The organism is Brevibacillus invocatus, assembly GCF_003710915.1.
In the GTDB taxonomy this organism is placed as follows: Bacteria; Bacillota; Bacilli; order Brevibacillales; family Brevibacillaceae; genus Brevibacillus; species Brevibacillus invocatus.
Map to the genome: position 1 here is coordinate 1 of NZ_RHHR01000050.1, position 15,278 is coordinate 15,278.

A 15,278-nucleotide genomic window follows, 5' to 3' on the forward strand; every position below is an offset into this window, starting at 1 on the left:
TTAAACTTCTTCCGCTAATCTTTTTAGCGCTTTAGCGCACTTAAACTTTCCGATAGTATAAAAAAATCGCCCAAGGGACGATTGAGTAGGTGAAATCCATCTTGCTTCATCTCGTTGGTGAAATCTCTATAGTCGAATGTTGACCTTCTACGCTAGAAGAACGATAGTGATTTTTAGCGAAAAGAACTTCTTCTATATCTCTTGCCGATAACGGACGGCTGAAGTAAAAGCCCTGGATATCATTACACTCAATCCCTAACAAGAAATTCAATTGGTCCCGCGTCTCGATCCCTTCCGCAATGACATCCAGCTCCAATTTTCTTGCCATCGCAATAATCGTGGCTACGATCACCTGGTTACTGCTGTTTTCTACGATGTTTTTGGTTAACGATCGATCGATCTTCAGTCTATGGATAGCAGAACGCTGTAAATAACGGAGAGAGCTGTACCCGGTACCGAAGTCATCCAAGCTAATCCTCACACCCAAGGCATCCAACGCGCTCAGCACATCCTCGGAAAACGAAGGATCCATCATCGTGCCCTCTGTAATTTCCAAACCTAAATACTGGGGCTCCAGACCTGTCTCCTCCAGAATCTGAACAACCTTCTGTTTAAAATTGAGTTGATAAAATTGTACACACGACAAATTGACCCACACAGGCATAAGCGGCCCGCCTTGCTCCTGCCAAGCCTTCATTTGTCGACATGCCTCACGTAATATCCAAGTCTCAATTTCAAAAATGAATCCTGTCTCTTTTGCCAACGGGATAAATTGTTCCGGAGTCAGCAATCCTCTCGTCGGATGATTCCAGCGTACGAGCGCCTCCACTCCAATCATGGTTTGATGATCTGCATGAACCGCGTAGTATTGCGGCTGGTAGTAAAGGATGAGTTCGTTGAACGCAAGTGCTCTTCTCAAATCACCTTCCAATTCTACCTTCTCTTTCATCTGCGCTTCCAGTTCGTGCGAGAAGAAACAGTATCCGTTTTTCCCGCTTTTCTTTTGCTCATACATCGCCGAATCTGCATTTTTTATCAGCTCTTCTACAGACATTCCATCCTGCGGGTAGATGACAATGCCAATACTGGCGGTCACATAAAAGTCGCAATCCTTCAGATGAAAGGGCTGGCGAACAGCATCCGTAATCTTTTCTGCGATCTGGTTCAGTTCACTTGGATCATCGAATTGATGTACGAGGATCGTGAATTCGTCCCCTCCCATTCTCGCTACAGTTGCATCGTAGTCAGAGAGGCTCACCAGGATCCGATTTGCCATTTCTACTAAAAAGTAATCGCCATAGGAATGACCGAGAGAGTCGTTGATGTTCTTGAATCGATCAATATCAATCGCCATGGCAGCAAAATTTGAAGCTTTCTTGTTACTTTGCTCGATCAGGTGATGCAATTGCTGAATGAATTTCCTTCGATTCGGCAATCCCGTCAATGCATCATGATAAGCCATGTGCGTGATCTCATACTGGAACTGCTTGCGTTCTGTAATGTTTCGCATGACCGTCATAAAGGCTGGTTTTCCTTTATACTGAATCACGCTACTGGCAATCTCTACATCCAAGATCTCATCCTGCAAATTATACACTTGTATTTCCGTCAGTTCAGTACGTTTCTCGGAATGATTTGGGTATATATTTCGACAAAGTACCTGCTCGCGATAATCCTGGGGGATAAATCGGTGAATCGATTCGCCGATCAATTGATCATACGTTCCTCCCATCACTTCTTCCGCTTTTTCATTGATAAACATAATGCGCTCGTTCTGAATGATCATGATCGGATCTAAGTACACATCCAGCAATTGTGTATAGCACGCTTTGATCTCGTCGGAGAGCTCCTGTAGCCGTACATACGGCGTACGGTCGCGAATAAAAAGATCGTACCCCTGTCTTTTTTCATCTGCGTATTTGGGAAAAGCATGCACTTCCCATGTCAACAGCCTGCCCGTATCATCCTTCAGATGAATGGTACTCGCTCCATGCACGTCAGGCTCCCATTCCCCTTCACGAATGAAGGCAGAAAAGCATATGCCCTCCTGTAATCCATTTACATACTGCTCGGCATAGGCAGCAGCCACTTTGTTCATGTACACAATCTGTCCTTGTTCATTTATCGAAATAATCGGTTCAGGGATATTCTCAACCTGCAAAACCTGCGGAATTGTTCTTGGCTCCACGCAAATCCTCCTGCCTCCTTGGTTCATTCCATTCACAAATCAGCAAACTAGCAATTAAGAAAAATATAGATGAGCCTTCTGAATGTTTTCTGAATGAACACAGAATTACGTTGGTGATCCCCCTTTGTGTATACTTAAACTAAAAACCTGGAGCCAATAAAATGATAGATTTAGTCAAGCAACAACGAACCGCCTTTATTCAATGGTTACGGTCACGCACGAAAGCCAATGGTGAACGGTACTCCGAGAACACCATCACGTCCTACACATCTGCTTTGTCCAATGCCCCCAAAAAGCTTACTGGCATTGAAGTTGAGACAAGGAATGTGTTTGAAATTACTTCAACAACTACCTTCAAAAAGGTAAGAGCCATCATGGAAGGGGCAGATAACTTCAAGGAAGTGAACGACCAAGCGGGAAATCGCGCTTTCCAATATGCCCTGCAATACTACGAAGAACTTCTCGTCCAGCAGGAAACAGGCGAGCTTTCCGGGGAGCCTTCTTCCTCCCCGCAACATCTAACAGCAGAAACAGAGGTACGCGCCATGGACAAAAATATCCTATTATACGGCCCTCCTGGAACAGGAAAAACCTATAACACCGTTGCATACGCGGTCGCTATGATCGAAAACAAGACACTGGCCGCCATCCAGCTGGAGATTGCAACAGACGGCTACGAACAGGTGTTGACACGTTATCGTACATACAAGGAGCAAGGTCAGATCGCCTTTACGACCTTCCATCAGTCGTATGGCTACGAAGAGTTTATCGAAGGAATCAAGCCAAAGCTGGATCAGGAAAACCAGGACCAAAGCACAGAAAGCATTTCCTATGAAATCAAAGCAGGCTTGTTTAAAGCATTTTGCGAAAAGGCGGAGGCCCCGATCGTCTCGGAGAGCAATGAATACGGAATTCGCCAAGACCCGACGATCTGGAAGCTGTCTCTGGGAGGCTCTGGGGAAAACGCTGTAAAAAGAGACTGCTTCAACCATGACCGCATTCGAATCGGATGGGATGGCTACGGTGAAAAGATCACGGAAGCAACAGACTTCAGCCCATACGGGGGAGCCAATATCCTGACCCGATTCATCGACGAAATGATGATCGGTGATCTTGTGCTCGTCCTCTACGATGAAAAAACCATTGATGCGATTGGTGTCGTCACGGGTGAATACAAGTGGCTGGACAGTCTCCCCGACCATCGCAGAACACGGAGCGTAAACTGGCTGATCACGGATATTCGCGAAAACATCTATGCGTTGAACGGAAACAAGGTCATGACCTTGGGCTCTGTCTACAGGCTGAACCGGATTACGCTCTCCGATGTGCTGCATATGATTCAAAAGCATAACCCGTCTCCCAGCAGCGCGATCCAAGAGAACAGCAACCGTTACGTCTTCATCATTGATGAAATCAATCGCGGCAATATTTCCAAAATCTTCGGCGAGTTGATCACGCTGATCGAACCGACCAAGCGCATCGGACAAGCTGAGGAATTAAAAGTAAGGCTGCCGTACTCCCAGGTCGAGTTCGGTGTTCCTGACAATGTGTATATCCTGGGCACCATGAATACGGCAGACCGCTCGATTGCCCGACTCGATACTGCTCTGCGGCGCCGTTTTCGCTTTGCAGAGATGATGCCTGACCCTGGACTTCTCCAGGATATTCAAGTAGCTGACCTTGATCTCGTGGCAATGCTGACGAAAATGAACCGCCGGATCGAAGTGCTGTATGACCGCGAGCACACCATCGGGCACGCCTACTTCTTACCGTTGGCCAGCGATCCATCTTTGGAGAACCTTGCCCATATTTTTAAAAATGCCATCCTCCCCTTGATGCAGGAGTACTTTTACGAGGATTATCACAAAATCCGACTAGTGCTTGGGGATCTGAACAAGGCTTACAATGAGCAGTTTATCCACGCCAAGCAGATCGATGTAACCGATTTGTTCGGAAGCGCTAGTGAGATGGATTTGGACGACGAGGTTTCTTATGCAATCAATGAAAGTGCCTTCAAAAATCCTGAAGCATTTCGCAAAATTTACAGCGTGTAGGTGCAGGCATGACTCAACGATTTTTCATGAAAGAATACGATTCATTCACCCGAAATGTCATCGTGTCGTCCAACCACTACCATCCCTTACCTGAGTCTACTTTTGACCAGCTGGAACAGTTCATCCTGTCTATAAAAAACAGGATGGAGCTGCCGATGCCTTGGAGCTGATGAGCCTCTCCAGCAAACGCGGTATCGGCAAAATCATCAGTGCGAAGAACTATGTAGGGTTAATCACCTTGCGCGACGGAACTGAGCTGGAGATATTGCCCAAAGTGTATACGCACGACCAGGAAAGCTCAGCAGACGAAACCAAACGCGTTTTTTTGGACATGCTGAAATTCCTGCAGGAAATCCCGTACAAAACCTTTCATTTCTCCCACGTCAAACTGGAGAACATGAATATCCTCGAAATCTTTATCCGGATGTTCATCGAGGAAGTCTACACCTTGGTCAAGCGCGGACTGAAATCAGACTATGTACCCCATCAGGACAATGAGCATTTTTTAAAGGGAAAATGGCTGTTCTCCCAGCACATCAAATCCAACATCGCCCACAAAGAGCGATTTTTTATCGAATACGATGTATTCAGCATCAATCGCCCGGAAAACAGGCTGATCAAGACTACACTGGAGGCTTTGCAAAGATGCAGCTCCAGCAGCAAAAATAAAAAAGACATTCGCCTGCTATTGGCCGCTTTTGAGTCTGTAGACGTTTCCGTACATCCTGACCATGATTTTGCGCGAGTGGTGTCCGACTCCAGCATGAAGGAATACGCCACGATCATACAATGGTGCACGATCTTTTTGCGCAAACAGAGCTTTACCTCCTTTTCCGGCAATGGATTGGCCTACTCGCTTCTGTTTCCGATGGAAAAGGTATTTGAGAGCTATGTCGCGGGAAAGCTGAGCAAGGCATTGGACAAAGGCATCTACCGCATCAAGACACAGGATCGCGTCCACCACTTGTTTGACGAGCCCAAAAGGTTCTTACTGAAGCCTGACATTGTCGTGCAGCGCGGCGATTCTTCCATTGTCTTGGATACAAAGTGGAAACGGCTTTCGACTGAACAGAGCAACTACGGCATTTCACAATCCGATATGTATCAGGCATATGCCTACCATCAAAAATACGGCGCCAAAACGGTATTTTTGCTGTATCCGTCGACGGGCAGCATGGGTAACACGACAGAGCCTTTCACGTATCGGAGCAAAGATGGCGTGACTGTCCGGATCGGGTTCGTAGATTTGATTCAGATAGACCACAGCATTCAACAGCTTGTGCAGCAAATACATGAAGTCATGCTTGATACCCCATAGTCGGACATGCCGAAAAGGGCTGTATCAGGAGGTCAGGATGTTCTGACTTTCTGGACAGCCCCTTATTTATTCATGATTCCTCCACGTACTTCTGGCAGTGCAAGGCAAATTCAGCGGTTAGCGGCGATATTGTCTGCCAGTTTCGTACAGCGATGAACATTTGGCGTGTGATGGAAGGATTCAGAGGAATCATGCGAACCTTCGCTGTGGTCAAGGGGACGGAAAGCTCAGGCATGATGCTGACCCCGATGCCTTCCTGCACCATGCTGACGATTGTGCTCGGATCGCGCACTTCAATCGTTGCCTTGGGATGAATGCTGTTCTCCAGCAAGATGCTTTTATAGCAGGTGTCCTTTTGCATAATAAAGCACCGCTCTTCTATCTGGTCAAACGATAGATGTGGTTGGTCATGCAGTGGATCTGACTGGGGAAGAATCACCATCAAATTTTCCTGAATCAAGGGGATCGTTTGTAATTCCTTTTCAGGGAATACCGTAATCCCGATATCTACAACCGAATGAGATAGCCAATGATGAATTTCATCGTTTTTTCCTTCAAACAACGTGATCTCTACTGCAGGGTACTTTTTTCGAAACGCGCCAAGCAAACCGGGGAGAATTCGCGAAGCCATGCTCGGGATCGAGGCAATGCGCAATGTTCCCGATGAGAAGCCGCGTGCTGAAGAAGCCTCCTCCGCCATACAGGCCGTGATCTGCAGGATCTCCCGTGTGTGCTGCAGCATGCGCTCACCGATGCTGGTAGTCGTGATGCCATTTCGACTGCGATGGAACAAGGCGACACCTAATTCCTTTTCCAGACTGTTGATCATTTGAGAAACGGCAGACTGTGTCAAGCCGATATCCTCTGCTGCCCGAGTGAACGAACCTGCCTTGGCCGCGGCTACGAAAACCTGAAGCTGTGCTAAAGTCATGAAAAACATCACCCAATCCATTAGTAAAATCTTATTCTATATATTATAAACAGTTGTTTTACTAATGGAAAGGCGGGCGTTATAGTAGGTGGCAAGGAGGTAATATTCGATGAATCCAAATTGGCAACGAATCGCGAACGACTTTATACAAGCAACCTCATACTCTGTGGGAGAATTGGAGAAAGGCTGGGCAGCCCGCTATGACTTCTCCAAAAGACCTGCCACCTACTTGCGCTATGAAGAGTGTTTTACGCGGATCCCTTTGGGCGAGCCCCAGTTTCCGGCTACTCCTGATCTATGGGAGCTTTTCGCAAACCGACGCTCCAAGAGGAATTTCCTTCCTGACCCCCTTTCCTTGAATGAACTGAATATTCTGCTCTGGGGTACCCAAGGGATCACGGCTGATATGGGAGATTATCAATTGCGCACTACTCCTTCAGCAGGAGCCCTTTACCCGATTGAAACATATTTGCTGGTCAATCACGTGGAAGGGTTGGACAAGGGGCTGTATCATCTGGATGTGGAAAATTGGTGCCTTGAGGGCTTAAAGAAGGAAGATCCCGCACAGATTGCTTATCTGTACACCGAAGAACAGGAAATGACGAAACGAGCTGCCGTTAACTTTGTGTGGACGGCGGTGGTCGATCGAACGAAGGATAAATACAAAGAGCGGGCTTATCGCTATATTTGGTGGGATGCCGGGCATGTAGCCCAAAATCTTCAAGTTGTCGGAAATGCTCTGGGTCTGGGAGTCACGACAATCGGTCACTGGATGGATCAAAACATGCACGACTATCTGGGAATCGACGGAGTCTCTCACTTATCCGTTCTCATGGCTTCGGCGGGAAAGGTATCCGGTAGGCATTGGCTGAAGGACCGGAGGCCAGAGTAAAAGAAATACTTTGACCCCTATCCTTCGGACAGGGGTCAAAACACGATAGCAACCATTTTGTCTGAGAAACTGTCAGTACGAACTCTCGGCAGCCTCTTCTTTGCGAACCAGGCGTTCCAGCACCAAACAACTGGCTACTCCCATCAGAAGGCCGTTGCTGATCAAGGGACTCAGGAAAGTGGGAATCAGCATGAAAAAAGAAGCAGGCAAAAACATGCAGCCCGTTCCGATCATGAGTGAAATCCCTACGATATAAACCTGCCTTTCCCCTAGTCCAGCGCGGCCAACCTCTCGCAATCCCATCCCGAGCATGTTCACAAAGGACAGAAAAATACTGGCGTAGCCAACGGACACCGGGATCGAGGCAAATATTCTCGTAATGACAGGGAAAAAGCTGATCACCACCAAAAAGATGTTTCCCAGAAGAAACGGCAGCTTCTCCTTCATCCGAGTCGTCATGATAAACCCGGCCGTATAGGAGAGCGGTACGAAGCTGACCGTAGCAAAGGATGCCGATAAGAGCTGACTTGTACCCATGATCAGTCCTGTGCGTTTCTCACTCCCCTGATCCTTGTGACCGACCACTTGGCCTACTGCCTCCATACTGGCAATCATGTTGCTCAGCAAGAGCAAGGTGACGATCACCGAGGTGAGAATAATGCCTCCATCCCATTGCGGCCAACCGAATGACCACATATCCGGCATGGTGATCACGGGCTCACTCACTTCTCCAAATGGTTCCTGAAGTCCAAAAATTTGAAACAGCGACCATCCGAACAGGATGGAAATCAACACGGAGTAGTTCCTCAAGAAAGCTTTGCTGCTGCGCGCAAGCATAAGAGACAAAATCAGAGTGGCGATGGCAATGGCCGTTGCGCATGAGTCGAAGGACTCGGATGTACTGCCCAGGATGCCGTTTAAAAAAGGACCGCTCATTTGTAATACCAGGAGAATAAAATAAGTACCGATGACTGCTGGTGTAAACAATCGACGAATCACGGCAATCCAACCGCACACACTCATGATCACGAACAGGACCCCGCTGAAGATCAGCCCCAGCCCGAGTACCGGCAAAATGGACCGAGGCTCCTGTCCGATTGCAGGAGCCATGGATCCAAACAAGAGGAATACTCCCCACCACAGGGCTGCTGGTCCTTCCATAATCGGCATGCGATGTCCCCACCATGTCTGCATGAGAGCGACGATTCCCAATACAAACAGTGTACGCTGCACAAACTCACCGATTTCCTGGGGCGACATGCCATATGCCTGGCCAATCGCCAACGGAGCCACTACGCTTCCAGCAAGAATAAACATTGCCCATTGCAGGGTAGAGAGTGCTAGTCTCATTTAAAGCACCCCAAATTGTTCGTCGCGCAGATTGGTAATGAACATATGTCCAGGAGCATGCGTAATCATGATTTCCGGCTTCGATTGCATCGCCACAGCTTGCGGCGTTACTCCACATGCCCAAAAGACAGGAACTTCTCCTTCACGAACGGGAACCGGATCTCCAAAATCAGGTCGATTGATCGCTTGGATCCCGATAGCACTTGGATCCCCGATATGAACAGGCGCTCCGTGAACGGCGGGAAAACGGGAGGTTACTTGTACAGCCCGCACGACTTGATCGTAAGGAACCGGGCGCATGCTCACCACCATCGGACCCGAGAATGCACCTGCGCTTTCGCAAGCGATGTTGGTAACATACATCGGTACATTGCACTCTTGTTCGATGTGCCGCACCGGAATGCCGTTTTCGAGCATCGCCCTTTCAAATGTAAAGCTGCAGCCAAGCAAAAAGGCAACCATGTCATCCTGCCATACGTGTTCAATGCTGGTTGTTTCCTCCGTCAGTACTCCGTGCCTGTAGACACGATACTTCGGAATATCCGTGAGCAGGTTCGCATCCGGTGCCACAAGTCGTGGTATTGCTGAACCCGGATCGGTGACGTCTATCACAGGGCACGGCTTCGGGTTTCGCTGGCAAAATAACAAGAAGTCAAATGCGTGTGAGCGGGGTAAAATGGCCAGGTTCGCCTGCGTATATCCATTCGCCATTCCCGCCGTCGGTTTTTGCCAGCGTTGTTCTCTTATCCATTGACGAGCTTCTTGCGGTGACAGATCAGCAATGGAATGCATATCGAATTCCTCCCTTGGTTTCCATTCCAATAAACGACCGCAGGCCAGTACAATCCATCCTGCGGTTCGTAAAGTTCATCCCATTATAGCATCAGCTTGGGTAATTCGTTGACCAAGGTGTAAACTCCCATAATCGCCATCGAAACCACGACAATTCCACCAAAAACGGTCATCCATACCGGATGCTTGTAGTCGCCGACAATCTTTTTCTTATAGGCGGCAACCAGCATGACCCCCAGGGTGATCGGCAAAATCAGTCCGTTCAAGGCACCTACCAGTACGAGAATCTTGACTGGACGCCCAACGATGAGAAACACCAGCGTAGAGACAACAATGAAGCCGATAATGATCCATTTGTGATGCTTGTCCAGACTGGAATGAAAGGTCCGGATAAACGAAACGGATGTATAGGCACACCCCACGACGGAAGTAATCGCAGCTGCCCAGATCACCACTCCAAAGATCTTGTAGCCGATATCGCCTGCTGCCAGCTGAAAGACGGAAGCTGGAGGATTTGCCGGGTCCAATTGCAGACCTTGTGAGACAACCCCAAGCACAGCGAGGAAGAGCACGACGCGCATGATGGATACCACTACAATCCCGGAAATCGAGCTTTTTGTTACTTCTGGCAAAGCCGAGACACCTTTTACCCCTGCATCCAGGAGACGATGACCTCCCGCGAACGTGATATAGCCGCCGACTGTTCCACCCACCAGGGTTACGATGGCAAGAACGTCAATCGTATCAGGTACAAAAGATTTAATAACGGCCTCGCCAACCGGTGGAGAGGAAACCGCTGCTACGTATATCGTAAGACCAATCATAATAAAACCCATGATTTGCGCAAAGCGGTCCATCAGCTTGCCCGCTTCACGAACGAGAAAAATACCGATTGCGATCACTGCGCTGGCCAGTGCTCCCGTTTCGGCTGGTATACCGAACAGGACATTCAGCCCGAGACCCGCACCAGCCACGTTTCCGATATTAAAAGCTAGGCCCCCCATCACGATCAGGATCGCAACCAGATAACCCATGCCAGGCAGGACCATGTTGGCGATGTCCTGAGCCCTTTTTTCAGAAACGGCGATAATGCGCCATACGTTCATCTGTGCTCCGATATCCAACAAAATGGACATCAGGATGACAAATCCAAAACTCGCAGCCAAGGTTTGTGTAAAGACAGTCGTTTGTGTAAGAAAACCTGGGCCAATCGCTGATGTTGCCATCAGGAAGGCTGCCCCCAAGAGCAAACTCAATTTTGATTGTTTCATATGATGGCTTCACTCCGTTTTACTTTTGTCTTTTTCTTTTTTTCCTTACAGCGACATAGCTCTGACTTTGACTCCGGTTTTTTCCAGCGTCTCACGGATCTCCCTTGCGAATGACAAAGCATGGGCACCGTCCCCGTGGATGCAGACCGTATCTGCTTTAATGGCGAAGTCTACGCCCTGTCTTGTGAGTACTTTACCTTCTTTAATCATACGGATCACTTGCTGTACGGCCTGCTCATCGCTTGTGATCAGTGCATCCGATTGGCTGCGCGGGGTGAGAGTCCCGTCTTGCTGATAGGTGCGATCCGCAAAGACCTCACTTTTGGTTCTAAGCCCTGCTTTTTCTGCCTCTGTGATCAAATGACTACCTGCCAGCCCGACCAGATACAGCTGTGGATTGATTCGATATACCGCTTCGGCAATCGCCTTCGCCAGCTCTGGCTTCGCAGCTGCCATGTTGTACAAGGCGCCGTGTGGCTTCACATGCTGCATCACTCCCCCTTCAGCTTGTACAAATCCCTGCAAGGCCCCAACCTGATAGACGACCATATCATAGGCATCCTCGGCAGTGATCGCCATGTTCCGCCTTCCGAACCCCTGCAGGTCAGGCAGACCCGGATGAGCGCCGATCTTCACATCATTTTTCAATGCCAGCTGCACGGTCTTGCGCATGGTAGCCGGGTCCCCTGCGTGGTAGCCACATGCGATATTGGCCGATGTGATGTATGGCAAAATAGCTTCGTCATTCCCCATCCGGTAGGCACCGTAGCTCTCGCCCATGTCGCAATTCAAATCGACGTAATACACATATATCCCTCCTAGGCGTTTTTGAGCAAAATCCCCATCTTCAGTTGGCGAATTTCACTCTCTCTTAGCATCCACAGCCATTCCGCTTCTTCCCGACTGATTTCCGCAAAGCGAATCCAGTCACCCGGCTTGCTCTGCGCCATCAGCGGCAAATCCACAGTGGCAATCTGAGCTATTTTGGGGTAGCCGCCCGTAGTCTGTCTGTCAGCCAGCAGGACAATCGGATTTCCCTCCGCCGGAACCTGCACGGTTCCAAAAGCCACCGCTTCAGAGATTAGCTCGCTCTGTTCGGTCAGCTCCAGCTTCGGTCCATCCAGTCGATATCCCATACGGTCAGACTGCGGTGTAACACGGTATGGCTCTGAAAAAAAGGCGTTGTGGCTGTCCGCTGTAAACCACTCGTACTGATTGCCACGCATGACGCGAATCAATGGCTCTGAAGAGTAGGATGGAAGCATCTCCTTTGCAATCCCCCACTCTGAAGCAACGAATGAAGTGCCACCTGACTGAATGCTCAATCGCATGGCAATTCTTCCTCCCAATCCGGTCAGCTCCCCCGCCTGCAATTCATCTCCTGTCCGAAGCGCCCGTCCTTCGTGCCCCCCAATACCTGCACGCAAATACGTAGAGCGGCTATTCATGACCAGGGGCACATTCCACCCTCCTGCTATGGCGAGATACGCTCTGGTCCCTGTGCGGCATTGACCAAAGTCCAGAACACTCCCCTTACGTAGAAGAATCGGCTTCCATAAGGGCACCGAGACTCCCGCTACGGTCGGAGACAAATCACCGCCACATATGGAAATCAACGCATCCTCCTGAAACTCCAGCGTCGGGCCTCTCAATGTCATTTCCAGGGTGGCAGCCAACTCCTCGTTGCCTACGAGCATATTGGCCAATCGGTGAGCCAGCGGATCCATCACACCGCTCACAATCACGCCATGCTTCTGAAAGCCATACCTGCCTGCATCCTGTACTGAAGTCAGCAATCCCGGTCGAATCACACGTACGGTCACGATGATCCCTCCTCGAACGCCAGGAATTCGTCATAGGAAATAGGGTAAAAACGAACCCGATCTCCCGCTTGCAACAAACTGGGCGGATCATCCTCGGGACGAAACAGTCGGAGTGGAGTCCGACCAATGATTTGCCACCCGCCTGGTGTTTCCATCGGGTAAATACCTGTCTGCTTTCCAGCGATCCCGACAGAGCCAGATGGAATCGACAGACGTGGAGATTTCCGTCGTGGCGCCGCGATCCGTTCCGACATTCCGCCGATATACGGAAATCCTGGAGCAAATCCGATCATATAGATCAGATAGTCTCCCCCTGCATGGATATCGATCACTTCTTGCTCGGTGAGCTGATTCAACTCTGCTACATCACCCAGATCTGGCCCCAGCTCCCCGCCATAGCAAACCGGTATCTCAATCGTTCTATCTGCTCTTTCGCTCTGGTGCTCGGCATGGTTCAGTTGTTCCCGAATCAGGTTGCAGCATATTTGGTAGAGGGAATCGGCATCCTGTTCCCGCTCTTTGGTTCCCTGACTCTGGTACCAGTCGTATACTACTTGCGGGTTGTAAAAGATCGTAATGGTCGTATAGGCAGGGATGTATTCCACCATCCCTGGTATGGGCTGCCTGTCCAGCATTGAGGCAACTTGCCTGACCTGTTGATATGCCTCCAGACTCATCGTCGTGCCAAACTGCACCACGACAGCCTGATCGCCCAATGGCTGAAACGTTGCTTCCATCAGGAACCCTCTCCTTTCCCTGCTTGATGCCACCCCAGCTTATCCGAAATTTCTTGGGCTGCGGCCACCGTTTTTTGGATGTAGAACGGTAAATTATCGTCTCCGTAGCGATTTTCCGGCCCCACAATACTCAGACCAGCAACGACCTTTCCAGAGTGGTTGTAGATGGGTGCTCCTACTGCGGATGTGTAGTTATAAAGTTCAGAATGACTAATCGTATACCCGTTTTTACGCGTATCTTCAATCACTCTTCGCAACTGCTCCAAATCTGTAATGGTATTATTTGCAATACGCTCCATTTTTACATCTTTGAAGTACGCTTCTATTTCTGCGTCTGGCATATACGACAGTAGAATGCGCGGACAAGCTCCCCCATACAAAGGGGCGCGGCGGCCAATTGCCGTAAATACACGGACTGGTTCCGTCGTATCTACTTTCTCTACATAGATTGCCTCGTGGCCGTCCCTAACAATCAGGTTCACAGCTTCCCCGATCTCCTCCCGAAGTCGCTGCATGACAGGCAGAGCTATTTTGCGAATATCCAATCTTTCGGCAACCGCATGTCCAAATTGTAAAAAGACAAATCCCAGTTCGTAGGCGCCGTCAGCTGTTCGACGCACGAATCCCGTCTCTTCCAGGGAGGAGAGCATCCGATGCACCGATGTTTTCGGCTGACCGGATAATTTGACGGCTTGCGGCAGTGAAAGAGAGGGATGTGACAAAAATAGCTGCAAAAGCTCTGCTGCTTTTAACACGGTACTGTTTTTATCTGACAAACAACCATTCCTCCGTTCCGAATATCGGAATTGTCGTTCCGTTATTTGGTTCTTGAACAACATTATACTTCCTTCGCCAATTGAATGACAATGGTTAATTTTCAATCTATTTAAAACAACATTTACCTAGTCTGCGTAAAAAAAGCCGAGGATAAACAGGACTTGAATACCTGTTTATCGCTCAGCTTTCGTAGTTGTCAAATCGTTAGCGAGAAAAACGTCGAATGACTTGTTCCAGTTGTTTCGAAAGATGACCTCTACCCGCCTGCAAGTCAGCCTTCGAAAAACGAACACGCACCAGACTCTCATCCATCCCTGCGGCTTCTTCCAAAAACCCGAAAAGCCCACGCGCACGGCGATCGATCTCGATAAACACTTCAATCCCATCCGATTCAGGATGGCAGATCACCTCTACCTCATCTAAATGTCCGCGAAAACGGCTATTCGTCGGTACAAATTCGAATTCCTGCACAAATGGCAAACGACGATGAAATCTGGGCGCATATTCGCAATCCGCCTGATACAGACGAAAACCGATGTCCTGTACCGCTTCGATCACGGCAGCCGTATACGGATGGGCAACCACCCGGATCGCATCATTGTCCTGTGTATCCACACCACTTTCAATATCTACATCCGTATTGATCCATACTTTTGTTTTGCCAAAAGTAATCGGTGTGTCCAAAGGCAGCACGAAGGAGAAAGGAAAGCGCCGTTCTTCCTTCGTGGCGATTTGAAAGCCTTCCGTGATCCGATACGAACCGATTTTCACCGTCTGATAGTAACGCTTGTCATCCTTCTCCACCTGATACTGCGTGAACAAATGCAGATCGATATCCTCGATTTGTTGATCTACCGTTCCGCCCTTTACTGTGACAACTCCTTTTACCGTATCACCAGGCGCATATTCATTTTGGTTTAGAACTGTCTCCACCGTAGCCGCTCCCAATCCCAAGCTGGCACCAATGCGTTTGAAAAATGACATGATTCATTCTCCTCACATTACGATTCATGTAGTCATTACCAACAGCTTATTTCACTACTTTCTCCATGATATCAATTATTTGGTTTGATGTAATGACATGGTAAAAAATATATCGATACGCTCCAGATTGGACGAATAAGCAGTCTTGCGCTATTTTAAAG

14 protein-coding genes are annotated in these 15,278 nt (G+C 48.9%); 4 read left to right on the forward strand and 10 right to left on the reverse strand.

Annotated features, from left to right (window positions below; translation table 11 throughout):
* Window positions 1-106: 106 nt before the first annotated feature.
* Window positions 107-2,188: an EAL domain-containing protein gene (locus EDM52_RS21885; protein WP_183185279.1), complete on the reverse strand. Its 2,082-nt coding sequence runs from the start codon at window positions 2,186-2,188 to the stop codon at window positions 107-109.
* A 161-nt stretch (window positions 2,189-2,349) separates the two neighbouring features.
* Here EDM52_RS21885 and EDM52_RS21890 point away from each other — a divergent pair, with 161 nt between their 5' ends.
* From EDM52_RS21890 to EDM52_RS21895, 3 genes are read left to right on the forward strand one after another with little or no spacing between them, the layout of a single operon-like run.
* Window positions 2,350-4,242 (forward strand): AAA family ATPase, encoded by a 1,893-nt coding sequence (locus EDM52_RS21890; RefSeq protein WP_122911056.1) that lies wholly within the window; start codon window positions 2,350-2,352, stop codon window positions 4,240-4,242.
* An 8-nt stretch (window positions 4,243-4,250) separates the two neighbouring features.
* Window positions 4,251-4,412 carry a hypothetical protein gene (locus EDM52_RS24860; protein ID WP_183185280.1) on the forward strand — a complete coding sequence of 54 codons (162 nt, stop codon included), beginning with the start codon at window positions 4,251-4,253 and terminating at the stop codon, window positions 4,410-4,412.
* Window positions 4,412-5,560, forward strand: coding sequence for an McrC family protein (locus tag EDM52_RS21895; protein ID WP_245997294.1), 1,149 nt, complete (start codon window positions 4,412-4,414; stop codon window positions 5,558-5,560). The genes EDM52_RS24860 and EDM52_RS21895 overlap by 1 nt, the downstream gene beginning before the upstream one ends.
* 70 nt (window positions 5,561-5,630) lie before the next feature.
* Here EDM52_RS21895 and EDM52_RS21900 read toward each other — a convergent pair whose 3' ends face one another.
* On the reverse strand, window positions 5,631-6,491 hold the full coding sequence (locus EDM52_RS21900) for a LysR family transcriptional regulator (RefSeq protein ID WP_122911100.1): 861 nt from the start codon (window positions 6,489-6,491) through the stop codon (window positions 5,631-5,633).
* A 109-nt stretch (window positions 6,492-6,600) separates the two neighbouring features.
* On the opposite strand from EDM52_RS21900, the gene EDM52_RS21905 reads away from it, so the two are divergent.
* On the forward strand, window positions 6,601-7,383 hold the full coding sequence (locus tag EDM52_RS21905; RefSeq protein WP_122911058.1) for a SagB/ThcOx family dehydrogenase: 783 nt from the start codon (window positions 6,601-6,603) through the stop codon (window positions 7,381-7,383).
* Window positions 7,384-7,455: 72 nt separating this feature from the next.
* Here EDM52_RS21905 and EDM52_RS21910 read toward each other — a convergent pair whose 3' ends face one another.
* From EDM52_RS21910 to EDM52_RS21945, 8 genes are all read right to left on the reverse strand, one after another.
* The gene (locus tag EDM52_RS21910; RefSeq protein WP_122911059.1) at window positions 7,456-8,733 is read right to left on the reverse strand and encodes a purine/pyrimidine permease; all 1,278 of its coding nucleotides are present in this window, start codon (window positions 8,731-8,733) and stop codon (window positions 7,456-7,458) included.
* Window positions 8,734-9,525, reverse strand: a complete 792-nt coding sequence (locus EDM52_RS21915) for a putative hydro-lyase (RefSeq protein WP_122911060.1) — start codon at window positions 9,523-9,525, stop codon at window positions 8,734-8,736.
* 83 nt (window positions 9,526-9,608) lie between these two features.
* Complete coding sequence (locus tag EDM52_RS21920; RefSeq protein ID WP_122911061.1) at window positions 9,609-10,796, reverse strand: NRAMP family divalent metal transporter; 1,188 nt, start codon at window positions 10,794-10,796, stop codon at window positions 9,609-9,611.
* 45 nt (window positions 10,797-10,841) lie between these two features.
* The gene (pxpA, locus tag EDM52_RS21925) at window positions 10,842-11,603 is read right to left on the reverse strand and encodes a 5-oxoprolinase subunit PxpA (protein WP_122911062.1); all 762 of its coding nucleotides are present in this window, start codon (window positions 11,601-11,603) and stop codon (window positions 10,842-10,844) included.
* Window positions 11,604-11,614: 11 nt separating this feature from the next.
* Complete coding sequence (locus EDM52_RS21930) at window positions 11,615-12,619, reverse strand: 5-oxoprolinase subunit C family protein (protein ID WP_122911063.1); 1,005 nt, start codon at window positions 12,617-12,619, stop codon at window positions 11,615-11,617.
* Complete coding sequence (gene pxpB / locus EDM52_RS21935; RefSeq protein WP_122911064.1) at window positions 12,616-13,356, reverse strand: 5-oxoprolinase subunit PxpB; 741 nt, start codon at window positions 13,354-13,356, stop codon at window positions 12,616-12,618. The genes EDM52_RS21930 and pxpB overlap by 4 nt, the downstream gene beginning before the upstream one ends.
* Window positions 13,356-14,132: an IclR family transcriptional regulator gene (locus tag EDM52_RS21940; protein WP_122911065.1), complete on the reverse strand. Its 777-nt coding sequence runs from the start codon at window positions 14,130-14,132 to the stop codon at window positions 13,356-13,358. The genes pxpB and EDM52_RS21940 overlap by 1 nt, the downstream gene beginning before the upstream one ends.
* Before the next feature lie 205 nt (window positions 14,133-14,337).
* Window positions 14,338-15,117, reverse strand: coding sequence for a sporulation protein (locus tag EDM52_RS21945; protein ID WP_122911066.1), 780 nt, complete (start codon window positions 15,115-15,117; stop codon window positions 14,338-14,340).
* Window positions 15,118-15,278: the final 161 nt, after the last annotated feature.